Genomic DNA, 18,926 nt, shown 5'->3' with positions numbered 1-18,926 from the left:
TATATTTGGCTTGATTTCCTTTTTAAATTGAAGGATTGATAGCTAACCAACCAAAAAAAAACAGGTAATAGATTACCTGTTTTTTTAGTTTAAGATACTTGTTATAGTGTTATTTTAAGCTACCAACCATATCTTCAGGTTTCACCCATGCATCATAATCTTCCGGGGTTACGTAACCTAATCTTACGGCTTCCTCTTTTAAAGTGGTTCCATTTTTATGCGCCGTGTTTGCGATTTCAGCTGCTTTGTAATAACCTATTTTAGTATTTAACGCTGTTACTAGCATTAAAGAATTGTTTAAAAGTTTTGTAATAACTTCTTGATTTGGTTCAATACCTACTGCACAGTTAAGATCAAAGCTTATGCATGCATCCCCGATTAATTGGGCTGACTGTAATACGTTTGCAGCCATAACAGGTTTAAATACATTAAGCTCGTAGTGTCCTTGTAAACCACCAACAGAAACAGCCACGTCATTACCAAGTACTTGAGCGCAAACCATAGTCATAGCTTCGCATTGGGTAGGGTTTACTTTTCCTGGCATAATAGAGCTCCCTGGTTCATTAGCTGGAATAATGATTTCGCCAATTCCCGATCTAGGTCCAGAGGCCATCATTCTTATATCGTTAGCAATTTTATTTAAGGAAACAGCCAATTGCTTTAGAGCGCCATGAGTTTCTACAAGTGCATCATGGGCTGCTAAAGCTTCAAATTTATTTGGAGCCGTAACAAATGGCAATTTTGTAAATTTAGCAATATATTCTGCTACCAGTTTACTATAGCCTTGGGGTGTGTTAAGGCCAGTTCCCACAGCAGTTCCACCCAGAGCAAGCTCGCTTAAATGCGCTAAACTATTTTCTAGGGCAGTTAAACCATAATCTAACTGAGCCACATAACCTGATAATTCTTGCCCTAGTGTTAAAGGCGTGGCATCCATTAAATGGGTGCGCCCAATTTTAACTACGTTTTTAAAAGCTTCAGATTTCTTATTAAGGGTGTTTCTAAGTTGTTTTACACCCGGAATAGTAGTCTCAACTATTTTTTTATAAGCTGCAATGTGCATTCCTGTTGGGAAGGTATCATTGGAAGATTGCGATTTATTTACATCATCATTAGGTTGTATCGTTTTATCACCTTCGCCAATAACTTTTCCTGCTATTTGATGAGCTCTGTTTGCTATCACTTCGTTAACATTCATATTACTTTGTGTTCCAGATCCAGTCTGCCATATCACCAAAGGAAATTGATCGTCGTGCTTGCCTTCCAAAATTTCGTCACATACTTGAGCAATTAAATCCCGTTTTTCAGTAGGTAAAACACCTAATTCATTGTTTGTATAGGCCGCTGCTTTTTTTAAATAGGCAAAACCATAAACAATTTCTAATGGCATCGATGCAGGCGATCCAATTTTAAAATTATTTCTTGAACGTTCGGTTTGTGCTCCCCAAAGCTTATCGGCAGGAACTTTTACCTCACCCATGGTGTCTTTTTCTATTCTGTAACTCATTTTGTTAAAACTTAAAATTTTAGATGGCTAAGTTAAGATTTTTAAGATTTTTTATCTTATGATTTTTGTTTGTTTTTATGGTTCTTTTTAACATTTATATAACTATAAAACTAGCAGGTAAATTATTAAAATCTATTAATTTAGTAGGATTAAAAACATAAATTTAAATTAGTAATATCATGGCAACGATTAGATTAGGTGATACGGCCCCAGATTTCACCGCGAATTCAACAGAGGGCATTATAAATTTTCATGAATGGCTAGGGGATGGCTGGGGTATTTTGTTTTCGCACCCTGCAGATTATACGCCTGTTTGTACAACAGAACTTGGAACGGTGGCAAAATATAAAGATGAATTTGACAAGCGTAATGTAAAAGTGGTGGCGCTAAGTGTAGATGGCTTAGAGTCTCATAATGGATGGATTAACGATATTAATGAAACTCAAAACACAACAGTAAACTTTCCTATAATTGCAGATGAAGATAGAAAGGTATCAGAGCTGTACGATATGATACATCCTAATGCCGACAGTAAGCACACCGTACGTTCTGTTTTTGTAATTGGCAATGACAAAACGGTAAAACTTATAATAACATATCCGGCCTCTACTGGAAGGAATTTTGATGAACTCTTAAGAGTAATAGATTCATTACAGCTAACAGCTTACCATAAAGTTGCTACACCGGCCAATTGGACTAATGGGGAAGATGTTGTAGTGGTTCCAACTATTACCACTGCCGATATTCCGAAGGTATTCCCAAAAGGATTTAAAGAAGTGAAACCTTATTTACGTATGACGCCGCAGCCTAATATAGATTAGTTTATAACTCTGTTAATAAAATTATATTTGATATTGGATAAGAGATGCCTTTGCATTATCTTTGCTGCAGATTTATAACCGACACGTAACATTATGTTTGATTTTGATCAATATTTAGGCTTTTTAGCATTCTTAACCATTTTAACAATTGGGTTTTGGTTAATGATTTTCTTGTTAACTTTTGTAATTCCTTATTGGATTGGAGGCTCTTTAATTGAAAGGTTAAAAGAAATGAGAGAAGAGAAGAAGGCGAAGCAATAGAAGATAAAGTAATAAAAAGAAAAAGGAAGCTAGATTGGCTTCCTTTTTTTGTTCCGTAATTTTTGGTATTGTTATTAATGCTATATTAAGTCCAGAATAGTCTCTGGAGGTCTTCCTACAACTGCTTTACTACCATTTATAACAATTGGTCTTTCAATAAGTTTGGGGTGGTCAATCATCGCTTGAATAATTTGATCATCCGTTAAATTTTTGCCCTTAAAACTGCCTTTCCAAATGGCTTCGTTTTTTCTAACTAGGTTAATAGGCGCTATACCGAGTTTGTTAATTATGCTTTTTAAATCATCAAAAGTAGGTGGGGTTTCAAGGTATTTAATTACTTCAAAATCTTTACCAGATTCTTCAAGAATTTGTAGTCCACATCGAGATTTACTGCAACGGTTGTTATGATATATCTTTATCATTATAGTTTAATATTGTATTGTTTTAGTTGTGTTTTAAGATCTTCTGGTGATTTAAACTGAATTCCATTGATTCTAAGATTCTTAGCTGCCTCTATATTTCTTAAATTGTCATCTATAAAAATGGCGTTTTCAGGTTTAATTTGGAAACGTTCTAAGGTTAAATTATAAATATCATCAAACGGTTTTCTGGTTTTTTCTTCGCCCGAAACAATAATACCTTCAAACCATTGTAAGAAATCAAACTTTTCTAAAGCCATGGGAAAGGTTTCAGCACTCCAATTGGTTAAAGCCACCACTTTATACTGCTTAGAATCAACAATTTTTTTTAAAATAGTAACAGTGCCATCAATAGCATTTCCTAGCATTTCAATCCATTTTCCGTAAAACATTTCTATTTCATTTTTGTATTCCGGAAATAGGGCAACACGCTCTTGGGTGGCTTTAGCTATAGGGTAGCCAGCATCTTGATTTTCATTCCAATCATGTGTGCAAATAGTGTTTAAAAACCATTGCATTTTTTTTCTATCACCATTAAAAACCTTTAAAAAAACGTATTCAGGGTTCCAATCTATCAGCACACCGCCAAGATCAAATATAAAGGTGTCTATGGTTTTCATAATTCGTTGTTGTCTTCTTCTTTTTGTCCCATCATCATTAAATAAGACTTTAAGAATTCGTTAATATTTCCATCCATTACCGCATCAACATTCCCAGTTTCATGACTTGTTCTAACATCTTTCACCAATTTATAAGGATGCATTACATAGTTACGAATTTGACTTCCCCATTCAATTTTCATCTTACCAGCCTCGATGTCTTCACGCTGCGAGAGTTGTTTTTGAAGTTCAATTTCGTATAATTGGGACTTAAGCATTTGCATAGCTCGGGCTCTATTGTCATGTTGAGAACGCGTTTCTGAACATGATATTTGTATACCTGTGGGCTTGTGCGTTAATTGAACTTTAGTTTCAACCTTATTTACATTTTGTCCTCCAGCACCGCTTGACCGAGCTGTTGTAATTTCGATATCTGCAGGGTTTATTTCAATTTCAATGGTATCATCAACAAGTGGGTAAACATAAACAGAGGCAAAACTTGTATGTCTTTTAGCATTACTATCAAATGGCGAAATTCTAACCAATCTATGTACACCATTTTCTCCTTTTAGCCAACCAAAAGCAAAATCACCTTCTATCTCTATAGTAACTGTTTTAATTCCAGCAACATCACCCTCTTGAAAGTTAAGTTCTTTGACCTTAAAATCACTTTTTTCTGCATACATTAAATACATTCGCATTAACATACTGGCCCAGTCACAACTCTCGGTTCCGCCTGCACCTGCAGTAATTTGAAGTACCGCACTTAAAGCATCACCTTCTTCAGAAAGCATGTTTTTAAATTCTATGTCTTCTAAAAAAGTATTTATATAGTCGTATTGTTCCTGAACTTCTTCTTCAGAATATTCACCCTCTTTATGAAATTCATATAAAATATCTAGTTCCTCTAGAGAGGCTTTAGCTGTATTGTAATCTTCTACCCATTTTTTCTTTACACGCAAAGACTTCATGGTGGCTTCGGCGGCTTTTGGGTCGTTCCAGAAATTAGGATCAAAGGTTTGTTCTTCTTCGTTTTGTATTTCTATTAGTTTGGCATCAATGTCAAAGGTAGTGCCTAAGCTTGTCTAGGCGGGTTTTCAGATCTTTAATTTGATCGGTAGTTATCATATTATAAATGTCTTTTGAACAAAAATAGAATTTAAAGATTCAGTAGGAAATAAATCTTGATATAATTTTATAGCTTTACTTTTCGAAAAAATAAGTCTATGCTAATTGACCTAAGAAGCGATACCGTAACAAAACCCTCAAAGGATATGCTTGAAGCAATGATGCAAGCTCATGTTGGTGATGATGTTTTTAGAGAGGATGAGACTGTTAACGAGTTAGAGTCTAGAGTGGCTAAAATGTTTAATAAGGAATCTGCTTTGTTTTTTCCTAGTGGCACCATGGCCAATCAAGTAGCGTTAAAACTTCATACTAATCCAGGAGATCAAGTGATTTGTGATAAATATGCTCATATATTTAATTATGAATCTGGTGGTGCGTCGTTTAACAGTGGTGTTTCTTGCAATCTATTGGACGGAGAGAGAGGTATGTTTAATGCAAATCAGGTAAAAGAAGCCATAAATCCTGAAGCCTATTATTACAGTAAAACAAGTTTGGTAGAAATTGAAAACACAACTAACAAAGGAGGCGGGGCCTGTTGGGATTTTAATGAAATAAGAAAAATAAAAACTGTTTGTAATGAAAATAATCTAGGGCTTCATTTAGATGGAGCTCGCTTATGGAATGCCCTGGTAGAAAAGAATGAAACTACTCTGCAATATGGTGATGTTTTCGATACCATATCTGTTTGTTTAAGTAAAGGTTTAGGCAGTCCTGTTGGATCCATTTTGGTTGGAAATAAGGATCTAATGAGTGAAGCTATTAGGATAAGAAAAATTTTTGGAGGCAATATGAGGCAGGCAGGATACCTTGCCGCAGCAGGTCTTTATGCTCTAGATTTCAATGTGCCGCGCTTAAGTGATGATCATAAAAAAGCAAAAGGCTTAGGGATGGTATTAACAACCCTTGATGTGGTAAAAAGGGTGGAGCCTGTTGAGACCAACATTGTTATTTTTGAACTTCACGATCAAGTGAACGAACAACTATTTTTGAATAAACTAAAAGAACATCATGTTCATATTATTAGTATGGGAAGTAATAAGTTAAGAATGGTTACTCACATGGACTATACCAACCTTATGCATGAAAAAATGTATGATATTTTAAAAAACACGACATTTAATGCTATTTAAACATATCCATTCCCGGAATATTAGGCATTCCTTCTTTGGCCACAGCTGCTAATTCGCTATCATTTATTTGAGTAGCGCGCTCAATGGCTTTATTAAGTGTAATAATTAAATAATCTTCCAGCTGTTTTTTATCTTCCATTAAACTATCCGAAATGTCTATGGACTTTATGGTTCTGTTTGCGGTTAGTGATACTTTAAGTTGTTTGTCGTTACTGCATTCATCAATGATTACAGTATCTAAGCGTTTCTTTGTGTCTTCAACTTTTTGCTGGGTTTCTTTAAGTTTACCCATCATATTCATCATATCTCCAAACATGTCTCTAAATTTTATATTGGCGCAAAATTATTAAATAAAAATGTTTAGTCAGTTGAAATTTTGATGATTATACATGAAAATATCTAGATTTATTGGAACTAAGCACTATTTTTGGCAATTCTTGCAAAGAGTATTCCAAAATGACAAAAAATAGTACTAGTATAAACCCGCCATTAATAGAGAAAAAACCAAAAGTCTTAAATACACATAACGACATAAGGATTGATGATTATTATTGGTTGAATGATAGAAATAACCAAGATGTTATAGATTATTTAAATGCTGAAAATGATTATACTAAAAATGTTTTAAGTCATACAGAGCTTTTTCAAGACAGCTTGTTCCAGGAAATGAAGTCCAGAATTAAGGAAGATGATTCTACAGTGCCCTATAAGTTAAACGGTTATTGGTATATTACAAGATACGAATCTGGAAAAGATTACCCCATTTATCTAAGAAAAAAAGAACACCTAAAAGCTCCAGATGAAATCCTATTCGATTGTAATGAGATGGCCAAGGACTTTGCTTATTTTAACCTAGGAAGCATCTCTATAAGTCCAGATAATAAGCTAGCGGCCTTTACCACAGACACAGTAAGCAGAAGACAATATACTATTCAAATAAAAAACCTCGTTACAGGTGAAGTTTATCCAGATAAGATTACAAATACTACTGGCAGGGCAACTTGGGCAAATGATAATTTAACCTTATTCTATGCTGTAAAAGACGAGGTGACTTTAAGATCTCATAAAATCCTTAAGCATAGATTGCACACTAATAGTGAATTAGATCAGGAAGTGTATCATGAGAACGATGAAACCTTCAACACTTTTGTCTATAAAACAAAGTCAAAAAAGTACCTTGTAATAGGTTCTTCTAGTACGCTTACATCTGAATACAGAATTTTAAATGCGGATAATCCCGATGATATATTTAAGGTGTTTCAAGAGCGTGTGGTCGGACTTGAATACAATATAGCCCATTATAACAATCATTTTTATATCATTTCTAACCTAAATAAAGCTGCTAATTTTAAGATTTCTAAAACCCATATTGATAGGACGACGTTAAATTTTTGGGAAGATGTAATTCCTCATAGAGAGAACGTTTTAATTGAAGATATTGAGATTTTTAGAGATTATTTGGTGGTTAACGAACGTGAAGACGGTTTGAACAAGTTAAGGGTTATGAGCTGGGACGGAAAGGAAGATTACTATTTGCCATTCCAATCAGAAACATATACGGCCTATATTGGCAATAATCCAGATTTTGAAAGTGATTATTTGCGTTATGGCTTCAATAGTCTTACAGTGCCAAGCTCGGTAATTGATTATAACTTTAAAACAAAAGCATTTGAAATAAAAAAAGAACAGGAAGTCTTAGGGGGTAACTTTAGTAAAGAGAATTACGAATCTAAACGTATTTGGGCCACTGCAAGAGACGGCGTAAAAGTGCCTATTTCCCTTGTTTATAGAAAAGGGATAAAATTAGATGGAACCAACCCCTTGTTGCAATATGCTTATGGTTCTTATGGCTCAACTATCGACCCATCATTTTCGACTATTAGATTAAGTTTATTGGATAGAGGATTCATCTATGCTATTGCTCATGTAAGAGGCGGCGAGTATTTGGGAAGAGCTTGGTATGAAGATGGTAAGTTGCTAAGAAAAAAGAATACGTTTACCGATTTTATTGATTGTTCTAAACATTTAATAAAACAGCACTATACGTCGAAAAATCATTTATATGCCTATGGAGGTTCTGCAGGAGGGTTGCTTATGGGCGTAGTAATTAATATGAATCCAGAGCTTTATAAAGGTGTTATAGCAGCTGTTCCTTTTGTTGATGTGGTAACAACCATGCTTGATGATACAATCCCTTTAACAACAGGGGAATATGACGAATGGGGTAATCCAAATGAATTAATATACTACAACTATATGAAATCATATTCTCCATACGACAATGTTAGGAATCAACCATATCCAAATATGTTAGTAACGACCGGACTACACGACTCTCAAGTTCAGTACTGGGAACCAGCAAAATGGGTTGCAAAGCTAAGGGAGAAAAAGACAGACAATAATCTTTTATTGTTACACACAGACATGGATTCTGGACATGGTGGAGCATCTGGGAGATTTGAAAGCTTAAAAGAGGTGGCCATGGAATATGCCTTTATTCTAGATTTAGAAGGAATTTATGGCTAATAAAAAAAAATGTTTTATTTTTGTGCGGTTTTAAGCATCATTATATCTAATAAATATGATGGTTTAAAAAAGCTTTTATGAAACACAGAAATCAAGTATTTGATAATGTATTAGATTTAGTGGGCAATACACCGCTTATTAAACTTAATAAAATAGCTTCCAAATTTAAAAGTAATTTTTACGCCAAAGTAGAATCTTTTAATCCAGGACACTCTTCAAAAGATAGAATAGCACTCTATATCATTGAACAAGCAGAGAAAAAAGGTATTCTTAAACCCGGAGATACCATTATAGAAACTACATCAGGAAATACTGGTTTTAGCCTTGCTATGGTAAGCATCATAAAAGGTTATGACTGCGTTTTGGCGGTGAGTTCAAAATCATCTCCCGATAAGATAGATATGTTAAAAACCATGGGGGCAAAGGTTTATGTTTGTCCTGCTCATGTTAGTGCCGACGATCCTAGGTCTTATTATGAGGTTGCTAAGCGCTTGCACAGTGAGATTAAAGGCTCTATCTATATCAATCAATATTTCAATCAATTAAATATCGATGCCCATTATAAGTCAACTGGACCAGAAATTTGGGAGCAAACCGAAGGCAAAATAACGCATCTTATAGCGTGTAGTGGTACCGGCGGGACTATTTCTGGAACAGCAAAATATCTAAAGGAGCAAAATCCAGATATTAATATTATAGGAGTGGATGCTTTTGGTTCGGTAATTAAAAAATATCATGAAACAAGAGAGTTTGATGAAAAGGAGATTTACCCTTACAGAATTGAAGGATTAGGAAAAAATTTAATTCCTACGGCCACAGATTTCGATTTAATAGATGAGTTTGTGAAGGTATCGGATGAAGATAGTGCTCATACGGCCAGAGAAATAGCAAGAACAGAAGGTATGTTTGTTGGATACACTTCAGGGGCTGTAACGCAAGCACTACTGCAATTAGGGGAGCAAGGCCGTTTTAAGAAAGATGATTTTGTTGTGGTTATTTACCCAGACCATGGAGCAAGATATATGAGTAAAGTTTACAGTGACAAATGGATGGAAGATCAAGGCTTCTTTGATAGTGTTAATGAAGCTGCTGCAGAGCGGATCCAGTATATAAAATAGAAGAAATAAACTATACAGAAAGAGGTTGTTTTTGCTTACATAGTAAAAATTAATCTCTTTTTTTATTTTATCAATAATTGAGGCTTAAAAATTATGTCCAATACATATAAATAATTAATTTTGCATTTATTAGCTTGAGACGTTTTTAATCCATTATTCGCTATCTACAACATACTTAAAAATGAAGTATATGGCAGGTTGTAAGGGGTATTTAGTCTCAAAATTAATAGCAATAAGATTTACAATAAATGAAAGATTTATTTGATAAAATTTACCGAGATAAGGGACCGTTAGGTAAATGGGCTTCGCAAGCCGAGGGATATTTTGTTTTTCCAAAATTAGAAGGAGAAATTTCAAACCGCATGAAATTTCAAGGTAAGGATGTAATTACCTGGAGCATTAATGATTATTTAGGGCTAGCAAATCATCCTGAAGTTAGAAAGGTAGATGCTGAGGCGGCTGCGAAATATGGATCAGCATATCCAATGGGGGCTAGAATGATGTCTGGGCATACAGATTTACATGAAAAACTTCAAAACGAATTAGCGGCTTTTGTTAAAAAGGAAGCGGCGTATTTGTTGAATTTCGGTTATCAGGGTATGGTGTCTACAATTGATGCTTTAGTGGCCAAAGATGATATTATAGTTTATGATGTCGACGCCCATGCCTGTATTATTGATGGTGTACGTTTACATATGGGAAAACGTTTCACATACAAGCACAATGATGTTGTTAGTTTAGAGAAAAATTTAGAGCGAGCTACGAAAATGGCAGAACAAACAGGAGGAGGTATTCTAGTTATCTCTGAAGGTGTATTTGGTATGCGTGGTGAGCAGGGACGTTTAAAAGAGATAGCAGCATTAAAGAAAAAATTCAATTTTAGACTTTTTGTTGATGATGCTCATGGTTTTGGTACGCTTGGGGCAACAGGAGCTGGAGCAGGAGAAGAGCAAGGCGTTCAGGACGATATTGATGTGTACTTTGCAACGTTTGCAAAGTCGTTAGCCAGCACCGGAGCGTTTATAGCGGGAGACCAAGAGATTATTGATTATTTAAAATATAATTTACGTTCTCAAATGTTTGCAAAATCTTTGCAAATGCAACTAGTAGAAGGAGCTCTTAAGCGTTTAGATATGCTTAGAACCATGCCTGAGCTAAAAAATAAACTATGGGAAAATGTAAATGCTTTGCAGTCAGGTTTAAAAGAGCGTGGTTTTGATATTGGTACGACTCAAAGTTGTGTAACACCAGTCTATTTAAAAGGAAGTATTCCAGAGGCCATGGCCTTGGTGAAGGATTTACGTGAAAACTATGGGATATTCTGTTCAATAGTGGTATATCCAGTAATCCCTAGAGGTATGATTTTATTACGTCTTATTCCAACTGCTACGCATACCTTAGAAGACGTATCAGAAACCTTAAATGCTTTTGATGCTATAAGGGAGCGTTTGCATAATGGCACTTACAAAAGATTGTCTGCGGCTGTTATGGCAGCTATGGGAGAATAGTGTTTATTTTAAATACATGAAATAAAAAAAATCCGATTCAAAATTAATTGAATCGGATTTTTTTTATAGCTCTTTCTTAAAGGTCTTTCTGGTTCGATATATTTCAGAATCAAAATGTCTCCATATTTTTCTGGCGGAATCATTTTCTATAAGTTCTGGTGTTCTATAACAATTATTTATACCTTTTTTAGTTAGCAGTTGATAGTATTCATTAAAAATAATTGAATGAATACCTTTATTTTGATATTCTGGTTTAACGCCTATCAAGTAAAACACAGCTTCATCACTATGCTTCTTCGCCTGCAGTATTTTTATAAATCCAAAAGGGAATAACTTTCCTTTTATTTTATGAAGAGCTTTTGCAAAAGAAGGCATTACAACCGCAAAACCAACTAATTTATCTTCTTTGTCAACCACAAATTTTATATATTCTGGGTTTACAAAACTGATAAATTTCTTTTTTAAATGAGCAATTTGCTCGTTGCTAATAGGAACAAAAGAAGGGAGGGAGGCATACGATTCATTAAACAGTTCAAACATGTCATCTACGTAAGGCATTAGCTGGTTGGTTTTGGTGAAATTTAATGCTCTTAATTGATAACGACGTTTTATTAAAGCTTGGGCTTTTTCAAAAACCTCTTTATTAATGTTTTTAAAAGGAATCTTAGTTTCTACATAGACCTTTTCTTCTTTAAAGAGTGCTTTTTCATAATGTTTCACATAGTATGGGTGGTTGTACCACGTAACCATTAAGGCTATATGATTAAATCCATCTGTAACAAGCCCTACTTTATCCAAGTTAGAAAAACCCACAGGCCCTTCCATAAATTCCAGTTTGTTTAATTTTCCAATATCCTCAACTTTGTTTAAAAGAGTCTGGGATACTTCAAAATCATCAATAAAGTCAAACCAACCGAAACGCATTTTCTTCACTTCTTGTTTGTTAATTTCAACCCAATTAATAATGGCCGCAATTCTTCCTACTAGTTGGTTGTTTTTGTATGCTAAAAAAAGTCTGGCTTCAGCATCATTAAATACAGGGTTTTCCTTTGTGTTAAAGGAGCTTAACTCCTCACTTATTATGGGAGGTGTCCAGTATTTAGAGTCTTTGTAAAGTTTAAAGGGTAACTTTACAAATTTTTTCAAGTCTTTTTTTGATTTAACTTCCTTAAGTATTACCATAATTATTAGCGGATTTCTAATCCGTTATTCTTCATCAAAATCTATCTCTCGCTTTTTAGTTTTTTGAACTTGGTCTTCGCTAGTTTTCAAGTCGTCCTTGAGTTTTCTTTCTCTTCTTGCTTCTTTTTCGGCGTTTTTCTTTTTTCTCTTTGCTTCCTTTCTTTCTTTTTTACTCACTTTGTTATTTTGACGCTCAGCCTCGTCCTCAACAGAATTATCATTGTCTATTTCTTTGTCTTTATGAAAATCTAGCCTATAAGAGGCTCCAAGACTTATATTTAAAACCGCAGGGGTATCTTTAGTGTTAAATGTAAGAGCAGTATCTAGCTGAAAATCTTTTCCAACCAAATAAGCGCCTCCAACCCTAAACAGATTGTCTGCGTAGAAATCGCTTTTAATACCCTGTGTTTCTCCAAAAATAACCCATTGTGGGTTAAAAGAATGTGTTAAAGTAAGAATATATTGAAAATCAGATTGGTCTGTACCGATTCTATCCTTTATAAAATTCATAACAAACACCCAGCCTCCAGCAAAGTTGTTTTGCGTTGCAATCATAATTTTGGGGCTAAAACCTTCTATGCCTGCAGCAGTAAATGGATTAATGTCCGTATCATAGTTGCCACCTAAATATATTGATATAGCTGGGATTAAATGCTTCCATTTAAAAGAGTGGTTTGCTTTCCAACTATATAGGTTTGGTTTTTCGGATGCTGCTTTTTTGTAAGGGTCATAAATTAGATATTTTGCTCCGAACGCTAAAAATTTAAAATTTGCTCTATTTTCTTTTGGCGAAATATTAGAAACAAAAGTTTTAGTGTCGTTTTGATAATTCCCTTCAATATTGATTTCTAATTCTTCGAATAATAGCCCATAACGTGCCGCAAAGTCAATTCCAAACCCTGAAACCTGATAACCTACGGCCGGTGTTCTCTTTTCTGATACATAATATGGGCCAATCTCAAATTGGGCTACATTGGTTCCAACAGAAAAAGCACTTCTCGATACGCCTGGTCTGTTTGAATTAATAACATCTGTATATTGAGAAAACCCTTGAAGACTGCTTAAGAGAATTGTTAGAAACAAACAAGATTTAATTGGGGTCATAACGTTTTGGTGATTTTAGCACTATGAACTTAAGCTTTCAAATATAGATATTTTATACTTTTTTTATGGTTTCGGAACGTTTTTTAATCATCAGGAATTGTATTTTTGTTCAAAATTCAAGTTATGATACAATACGCATCTGCAACAGGTCTTGTTAGGATGATACTTATTATACTTTTGGTGTATTTTGGTGTTAAAATTTTAGCCCGGTTATTTATGCCATTTCTTCTAAAGTTTGTTGCTAAAAAAGCAGAACAGCGCTTTGGGGAGCAATTTGGTGGATTTCAGAAACATACACATCAACAAAAAGAAAGACCAGAGGGGGAGGTTAGTATTGACAAAATACCAAAGACAAAATCTTCAAATAAAGATGTTGGCGACTACGTTGATTTCGAAGAAATTGATTAATTTTCGAGATCATTTTAAAAACTATTCATGACCATTCAGCCTAAAAAACTTTTACCTCACATTCTTATTCTACTGGGGTTTATAGTTGTGTCTCTTGCGTATTTTAATCCCGTTTTAAAAGGTAAAGCTATATATCAAAACGATATTGTTCAGTTTATAGGCATGAGCAAGCAGCAAAAAGATTTTAAAGCTGAAACAGGAGAAGAAACTTACTGGACTAATAGTGCATTTGGCGGAATGCCAACGTATCAACTTGGTGCTCGATACCCTCATAACTATATTAAAAAACTAGATTTGGCATTGCGGTTTTTACCCCGACCTGTAGACTATTTGTTTTTGTATTTATTGAGTTTTTATATCTTTTTATTGGTTTTAAAAGTTGATTTTAAGCTTGCAGCTTTAGGAGCATTAGCATTCGGCTTTTCAACATATTTAATAATTATTCTTGGTGTTGGGCATAACAGTAAAGCCCATGCTATTGCTTATATGCCATTGGTTTTGAGTGGCATTCTGCTCGTGTTTCGAAAAAAATACGTTCTTGGGTTTTTACTAACAACGGTTGCCATGGGTTTAGAATTGGTGGCGAATCATTTTCAAATGACCTATTATTTAATGTTTTTAGTAATCGTTTTAGGTATAGTTTATTTGGTTGATGCTTATAAAAAGCAATTGTTGCCACACTATTTTAAATCGATTTCTGTGCTAACAGCTGCCGTAATATTATCTGTTGCATTAAATGCTACTAATTTTTTGGCCACCAAAGAGTATGTAAAGGAGAGTAAGCGGAGTAAAAGTGAGTTAACTGTTAATCCAGATGGTTCACCAAAGGAAGTAACTAATGGATTGGATAAGGAATATATTACTCAATTTAGTTATGGAATAACAGAAACATTTAACTTGTTTATCCCAAGCTTTATGGGAGGCGGAAATGCTGAAGACGTTGGTAAAGATTCGGCAACTTATGAATTTTTTAGAAAGCTCGGAGCATCGATTACCCAGGCGGCACAGCAGGCACAACGAGCACCAACTTATTGGGGGGATCAGCCAATTGTTGAAGCTCCTGCTTATGTTGGAGCTGTAGTTTTGTTTTTATTCGTATTTGCTTTGTTTCTGGTAAAAGGACGTTTAAAATGGTGGCTTTTGGGTGGAACTTTAATATCGTTGTTTTTGTCTTATGGGAAGAATTTTAGCTTCTTGACAGATTTCTTTATTGACTATGTGCCACTTTATAATAAGTTTAGAGCAGTTAGTTCCATTCAGGTTATTTTAGAATTGTGTGTTCCTACATTAGCAGTTTTTGGCTTGGTACGATTATTTAATGAGTTTGAAACAAAAAAAGATAAGCTTAATGCTTTAAAACATACAACCCTTATTACAGGTGGCTTAGCTATAATATTTTTACTGTTCAAGTCGTCTTTATTTGAATTTGTAGGTGCTAATGATGGATTCTATCGTCAAAATTACGGTCAGGACTTCGTAGACGCATTGAAAGCTGACAGAAAAGCATTGTTTACACAAGACACTATAAGAACGCTCATTTTAGCAGGCTTATCAGCTGGAGTTATTTACGTGTTTTTAAAAGACAAATTAAAGCAAAAGGCTGTAATTATTGCTTTTTCAGCTTTAATACTTTTTGACTTGGTTGGAGTAGATAGGCGTTATGTTAACAATGATGATTTTGTTTCTGGTATTAAGATGGATAAGCCTTTTCAAGCATCCGATGTTGACAAGTACATCTTAAAGGATAAAGGGCATTACAGGGTTTTTGACTTAGTATCAGGACCATCCAAACCTTCATACTTTCATAATTCATTAAATGGATATAACGCTGCAGAGCTAAGAAGATATAGGGAGGTTTTTGATTTTTATTTGGCGGAAAATAACGTTAATGTGCTTAATATGCTAAACACGAAGTATATTGTAGTTCCAGATGAGAAAGGCACTCCATTCCCTTATGAAAATGATAATGCTAATGGAAATGCTTGGTTTGTACAACAAGTACACGAGGTGGGGTCGGCGAATGAAGAAATTAAAAGAATAGATAGTTTGGACAATAAGAATACGGCTGTTTATTCTAATCATAAAGCCGTTGAATCTGTATCGAATATTCAGAATTATTACGTGTTAGACTCTTTGGCAACTATCAGTTTAACAGAGGTAAAACCTAACTACCTAAAGTATCAGTCTAAAAACGAAAACAATGGGTTTGCTGTCTTTTCTGAGGTTTATTACCCTCACGGTTGGAAAACTTTTATAGATGGGGAAGAAGTGAGTCATATGCGGGTAAATTATATATTACGTGGGTTGCCCATTCCTGCTGGAACACATACTATTGAATTTAAATTTGAGCCAGAAGTGGTTGAAATCGGAAGCAAAATAACGTTGGCTAGTTCCATTTTATTCGGGTTGTTAGTTATTGGGGGTTTGTTTTATGAGTTTAAGAAACAAAAAAGTGCCTAAAAAAGCGCTCATAATTACTTATTATTGGCCTCCTGCTGGTGGGCCAGGAGTGCAACGTTGGTTGAAATTCGTAAAATACTTGCCTGAATTAGGAATTGATCCTATAGTTTTTATCCCAGAAAACCCTAATTACCCTATTGTTGACGACAGTCTGGTTTCAGAGGTGTCCGCAGGCGTTAAAATTATTAGTCACTCCATAAAGGAACCTTCACGGCTAGCAAGTTTTTTTTCTAAAAACACTTCAAAGAGTATTAGTAAAGGAATTATTTCAAATAAGAAAGAACAATCCTTTATAGAAAAGCTACTGCTTTATATTAGAGGGAATTTTTTTGTTCCTGATGCAAGAGTTGGCTGGGTGAAACCAGCAGTTGGGTTTTTGTTAGAATACATTAAAAAAGAAGAGGTTGAAACAATTATAACGACTGGTCCCCCGCATAGTGTTCATCTTATAGGGCTTAAGATTAAGGAAAAAGCCGGTTTGAGGTGGTTAGCCGATTTTAGAGACCCTTGGACTACTATTGGCTATCATAAACAGTTAAAATTAAATGCAAATACTAAAAAGAAACATAAGCGGTTAGAGCAACAGGTTTTAAATACCGCTGATCAAGTTGTGGTAACTAGTTTTGTAACTAAACGCGAGTTTCAGAATATAACTAAAAAGCCTATTGAGGTTATTACTAACGGTTATGATGATGAAGCTGCTGTTGATTTTGAAATGGATTCTAAATTTACGTTATCTCACATAGGCTCCTTGCTATCTAAAAGAAACCCAGAGGTACTATGGAAGGTTTTAAAAGATTTAACAGATGAGTCTGAGGCGTTTTCCAAGGATTTTCAACTTAATTTAATCGGAGAAACAAGTGAGAACGTTTTAAACTCTTTAAAAGAAAACAGTTTAAGTTCTTATATTAATAATATTGGATATGTGTCACATAAAGAATCTGTTATGTATCAGAAAAAGTCACAAGTATTATTGTTGATTGAAATTAATTCTATAGATACAGCGGGTATTATTCCTGGAAAACTATTTGAGTATATGGTTTCTAATAGACCTATTATTGCTATTGGACCAGCTGGTTCGGATGTTGCAAAAATTATTAAGGAAACTAACACGGGCTGTTATTTTAATTACTTTGATTACGACATATTAAAAAGCACTATATTGGATTATTATAAAGCTTATAAACAAGGCTCATTAAAATCATCTCCAATTGGTTTACAAAAATATCACAGACGGTCACTTACACAATCACTGGTACATTTAATATAATGGGAGTAGTTGCATCACAATCCTTTAAAAATATTGTTTCTACATATCTAGGTTTTGCTATGGGGGCAATAAATACTCTTTTTCTGTATACAGAGTTTTTAAGTGATGCCTACTATGGAATGGTAGGTTATATGTTATCACTTGCTTATGTTTTGATGCCCATTATGTCATTTGGTGTACATAATACACTTGTGAAATTTTATTCTGCATTCAAAACAAGGACATCATTGAATAGTTTTTTAACATTAATGTTATTCTTACCCTTAGCGGTAATAATACCTTTAATTGCAATTACTTACATAAGCAGCGATGTTATTGTTGGTTTTCTTGCTCAGAAAAATGACATCATAGGAGGGTATTTATGGCATACTATTTTTGCCGCGATAGCACTAGCGTATTTTGAAGTGTTTTTTGCTTGGGTTAAAGTTCAAATGCAGACAGTTTTTGGGAATTTTATGAAAGAGGTTTTTCATAGAGCAGCAACCATGATTTTACTTTTTTTACTGTATTTAGAGGTAATAGATGTCGACCAATTTATGTTGGGTCTAGTAATTGTTTATTTGTTAAGAACCTTGATAATGAAGGTTTATGCGTTTAGCATTAAACTGCCTATTATTACCTTTAAAAGCTTGAACAATCTTACCGCGATACTAAAGTATTCCTTCCTTATTATTATTGCCGCTTCGGTAGCCACTATTCTTTTAGATGTTGACAAAGTCATGCTAGGTTATTATGTGGAAATTGAGCAAATAGCCTATTATAATGTGGCTATTTTTATTGCAGCGGTTATAGCGGTGCCTCAACGATCTATGCATCAAATTTTAATGCCTTTATCTGCTAAATATTTAAATGAAAGAGATTTTGATTCTTTAGAAGATTTGTATAAGCGTAGTTCGTTAAATTTATTAATAGTAGGAGGTCTTATATTTTTGCTTATCCTTACTAACATTAACCAGTTATATTTTTTGATTCCTGAGCAGTTTGGTGGTGGGCTATTTGTTGTTTTTGTAATAGGTTTATCTAAGTTGTTCGATGCAGCCTTAGGGAGTAATAATGCGATTCTATTTAATAGCGATTATTATAGAATGGTTCTAGCTTTGGGCGTGTTTTTAGCTGTTTTAATGATACTCTTAAATATTGTCTTTATTCCTTGGTTGGGGATTAACGGTGCTAGTTTGGCTACTCTTTTTGCTGTATTTTTGTACAATAGCATAAAATTGTATGTAGTTTATAATAAGCTTAAAATATTTCCTTTTACCATTAAAACCTTAAAAGTTGTAGTATTAATTTGGGCAAGTGTATTAGCTCTTTATTTTTGGGAGTTCCCATTTAATCCGTTAGTTAATATAGTATTAAAGTCGCTCTTGGGGTCCTTAATTTACTTGTTTGCGGTTTACAGGTTTAATTTTTCAGAAGACCTTTCATTTCTTGCAAAAAAATATTTCAAGTTAAAGTAAGTTAAAATCTTTTAAAACAGAAAACCCC

The 18,926-nt window shown here is 34.2% G+C and carries 17 protein-coding genes; 10 read left to right on the top strand and 7 right to left on the bottom strand.

The window, feature by feature from the left end:
- Positions 1-109: 109 nt before the first annotated feature.
- On the bottom strand, positions 110-1,507 hold the full coding sequence (gene fumC, locus E5D58_RS07160) for a class II fumarate hydratase (protein ID WP_136481167.1): 1,398 nt from the start codon (positions 1,505-1,507) through the stop codon (positions 110-112).
- A 179-nt stretch (positions 1,508-1,686) separates the two neighbouring features.
- Here fumC and E5D58_RS07155 point away from each other — a divergent pair, with 179 nt between their 5' ends.
- On the top strand, positions 1,687-2,328 hold the full coding sequence (locus E5D58_RS07155; protein ID WP_136481166.1) for a peroxiredoxin: 642 nt from the start codon (positions 1,687-1,689) through the stop codon (positions 2,326-2,328).
- A 93-nt stretch (positions 2,329-2,421) separates the two neighbouring features.
- The gene (locus E5D58_RS14950; protein WP_168796650.1) at positions 2,422-2,589 is read left to right on the top strand and encodes a hypothetical protein; all 168 of its coding nucleotides are present in this window, start codon (positions 2,422-2,424) and stop codon (positions 2,587-2,589) included.
- 80 nt (positions 2,590-2,669) lie between these two features.
- On the opposite strand, the gene arsC is transcribed toward E5D58_RS14950, so the two are convergent.
- From arsC to prfB, 3 genes are all read right to left on the bottom strand, one after another.
- Positions 2,670-3,011, bottom strand: coding sequence for an arsenate reductase (glutaredoxin) (gene arsC / locus E5D58_RS07150; RefSeq protein WP_136481165.1), 342 nt, complete (start codon positions 3,009-3,011; stop codon positions 2,670-2,672).
- Positions 3,011-3,628, bottom strand: coding sequence for an HAD family hydrolase (locus E5D58_RS07145; protein ID WP_136481164.1), 618 nt, complete (start codon positions 3,626-3,628; stop codon positions 3,011-3,013). The genes arsC and E5D58_RS07145 overlap by 1 nt, the downstream gene beginning before the upstream one ends.
- Positions 3,625-4,735 (bottom strand): peptide chain release factor 2 gene (prfB, locus tag E5D58_RS07140; protein ID WP_136481163.1). Its coding sequence is split into 2 segments (ribosomal slippage): positions 3,625-4,671 and positions 4,673-4,735, totalling 1,110 coding nucleotides; the frame shifts between segments, so codons are not numbered across the junction. The genes E5D58_RS07145 and prfB overlap by 4 nt, the downstream gene beginning before the upstream one ends.
- A gap of 98 nt (positions 4,736-4,833) precedes the next feature.
- Between prfB and E5D58_RS07135 the strand changes: the two genes are divergently transcribed.
- On the top strand, positions 4,834-5,865 hold the full coding sequence (locus E5D58_RS07135; RefSeq protein WP_136481162.1) for a threonine aldolase family protein: 1,032 nt from the start codon (positions 4,834-4,836) through the stop codon (positions 5,863-5,865).
- On the opposite strand, the gene E5D58_RS07130 is transcribed toward E5D58_RS07135, so the two are convergent.
- Positions 5,858-6,181: a YbaB/EbfC family nucleoid-associated protein gene (locus E5D58_RS07130; RefSeq protein WP_136481161.1), complete on the bottom strand. Its 324-nt coding sequence runs from the start codon at positions 6,179-6,181 to the stop codon at positions 5,858-5,860. The two genes, E5D58_RS07135 and E5D58_RS07130, sit on opposite strands and share 8 nt — an antisense overlap.
- 140 nt (positions 6,182-6,321) lie before the next feature.
- Between E5D58_RS07130 and E5D58_RS07125 the strand changes: the two genes are divergently transcribed.
- The 3 genes from E5D58_RS07125 (at position 6,322) to E5D58_RS07115 (ending at position 11,017) form a co-directional block, all read left to right on the top strand.
- Positions 6,322-8,391, top strand: coding sequence for a S9 family peptidase (locus tag E5D58_RS07125; protein WP_136481160.1), 2,070 nt, complete (start codon positions 6,322-6,324; stop codon positions 8,389-8,391).
- Between the two features lie 77 nt (positions 8,392-8,468).
- On the top strand, positions 8,469-9,509 hold the full coding sequence (locus tag E5D58_RS07120) for a PLP-dependent cysteine synthase family protein (RefSeq protein WP_136481159.1): 1,041 nt from the start codon (positions 8,469-8,471) through the stop codon (positions 9,507-9,509).
- Positions 9,510-9,757: 248 nt separating this feature from the next.
- A complete protein-coding gene (locus E5D58_RS07115) occupies positions 9,758-11,017 on the top strand; it encodes an aminotransferase class I/II-fold pyridoxal phosphate-dependent enzyme (RefSeq protein WP_136481158.1) in 1,260 nt (419 codons plus the stop codon).
- A 63-nt stretch (positions 11,018-11,080) separates the two neighbouring features.
- Here E5D58_RS07115 and E5D58_RS07110 read toward each other — a convergent pair whose 3' ends face one another.
- Both E5D58_RS07110 and E5D58_RS07105 read right to left on the bottom strand, forming a co-directional pair.
- Positions 11,081-12,199 (bottom strand): GNAT family N-acetyltransferase, encoded by a 1,119-nt coding sequence (locus tag E5D58_RS07110; protein ID WP_136481157.1) that lies wholly within the window; start codon positions 12,197-12,199, stop codon positions 11,081-11,083.
- Positions 12,200-12,223: 24 nt separating this feature from the next.
- Positions 12,224-13,303, bottom strand: coding sequence for a transporter (locus E5D58_RS07105; RefSeq protein ID WP_136481156.1), 1,080 nt, complete (start codon positions 13,301-13,303; stop codon positions 12,224-12,226).
- A gap of 123 nt (positions 13,304-13,426) precedes the next feature.
- Here E5D58_RS07105 and E5D58_RS07100 point away from each other — a divergent pair, with 123 nt between their 5' ends.
- Genes E5D58_RS07100 through E5D58_RS07085 form a run of 4 tightly spaced genes read left to right on the top strand, consistent with a single transcriptional unit; the run spans position 13,427 to position 18,898 of the window.
- Positions 13,427-13,711, top strand: coding sequence for a DUF4834 family protein (locus E5D58_RS07100; protein ID WP_136481155.1), 285 nt, complete (start codon positions 13,427-13,429; stop codon positions 13,709-13,711).
- A 27-nt stretch (positions 13,712-13,738) separates the two neighbouring features.
- Complete coding sequence (locus tag E5D58_RS07095) at positions 13,739-16,171, top strand: YfhO family protein (protein ID WP_136481154.1); 2,433 nt, start codon at positions 13,739-13,741, stop codon at positions 16,169-16,171.
- The gene (locus tag E5D58_RS07090; protein WP_136481153.1) at positions 16,143-17,441 is read left to right on the top strand and encodes a glycosyltransferase family 4 protein; all 1,299 of its coding nucleotides are present in this window, start codon (positions 16,143-16,145) and stop codon (positions 17,439-17,441) included. The genes E5D58_RS07095 and E5D58_RS07090 overlap by 29 nt, the downstream gene beginning before the upstream one ends.
- Positions 17,441-18,898 (top strand): lipopolysaccharide biosynthesis protein, encoded by a 1,458-nt coding sequence (locus E5D58_RS07085; RefSeq protein ID WP_136481152.1) that lies wholly within the window; start codon positions 17,441-17,443, stop codon positions 18,896-18,898. Before E5D58_RS07090 ends, E5D58_RS07085 begins: the two co-directional genes overlap by 1 nt.
- The last annotated feature ends 28 nt before the right edge of the window (positions 18,899-18,926 follow it).

Source organism: Cognatitamlana onchidii (genome assembly GCF_004804355.1).
GTDB lineage: Bacteria > Bacteroidota > Bacteroidia > Flavobacteriales > Flavobacteriaceae > Cognatitamlana > Cognatitamlana onchidii.
The sequence above is the reverse complement of the archived record's forward strand: the minus strand, read 5'-3'. Positions and strand labels throughout refer to the sequence as shown.

Coding starts and splice junctions, on each gene's coding strand:
- fumC (WP_136481167.1), bottom strand. CDS start 1,507: ATGAGTTACAGAATAGAAAAAGACACCATGGGTGAGGTAAAAGTTCCT.
- E5D58_RS07155 (WP_136481166.1), top strand. CDS start 1,687: ATGGCAACGATTAGATTAGGTGATACGGCCCCAGATTTCACCGCGAAT.
- E5D58_RS14950 (WP_168796650.1), top strand. CDS start 2,422: ATGTTTGATTTTGATCAATATTTAGGCTTTTTAGCATTCTTAACCATT.
- arsC (WP_136481165.1), bottom strand. CDS start 3,011: ATGATAAAGATATATCATAACAACCGTTGCAGTAAATCTCGATGTGGA.
- E5D58_RS07145 (WP_136481164.1), bottom strand. CDS start 3,628: ATGAAAACCATAGACACCTTTATATTTGATCTTGGCGGTGTGCTGATA.
- E5D58_RS07135 (WP_136481162.1), top strand. CDS start 4,834: ATGCTAATTGACCTAAGAAGCGATACCGTAACAAAACCCTCAAAGGAT.
- E5D58_RS07130 (WP_136481161.1), bottom strand. CDS start 6,181: ATGTTTGGAGATATGATGAATATGATGGGTAAACTTAAAGAAACCCAG.
- E5D58_RS07125 (WP_136481160.1), top strand. CDS start 6,322: ATGACAAAAAATAGTACTAGTATAAACCCGCCATTAATAGAGAAAAAA.
- E5D58_RS07120 (WP_136481159.1), top strand. CDS start 8,469: ATGAAACACAGAAATCAAGTATTTGATAATGTATTAGATTTAGTGGGC.
- E5D58_RS07115 (WP_136481158.1), top strand. CDS start 9,758: ATGAAAGATTTATTTGATAAAATTTACCGAGATAAGGGACCGTTAGGT.
- E5D58_RS07110 (WP_136481157.1), bottom strand. CDS start 12,199: ATGGTAATACTTAAGGAAGTTAAATCAAAAAAAGACTTGAAAAAATTT.
- E5D58_RS07105 (WP_136481156.1), bottom strand. CDS start 13,303: ATGACCCCAATTAAATCTTGTTTGTTTCTAACAATTCTCTTAAGCAGT.
- E5D58_RS07100 (WP_136481155.1), top strand. CDS start 13,427: ATGATACAATACGCATCTGCAACAGGTCTTGTTAGGATGATACTTATT.
- E5D58_RS07095 (WP_136481154.1), top strand. CDS start 13,739: ATGACCATTCAGCCTAAAAAACTTTTACCTCACATTCTTATTCTACTG.
- E5D58_RS07090 (WP_136481153.1), top strand. CDS start 16,143: ATGAGTTTAAGAAACAAAAAAGTGCCTAAAAAAGCGCTCATAATTACT.
- E5D58_RS07085 (WP_136481152.1), top strand. CDS start 17,441: ATGGGAGTAGTTGCATCACAATCCTTTAAAAATATTGTTTCTACATAT.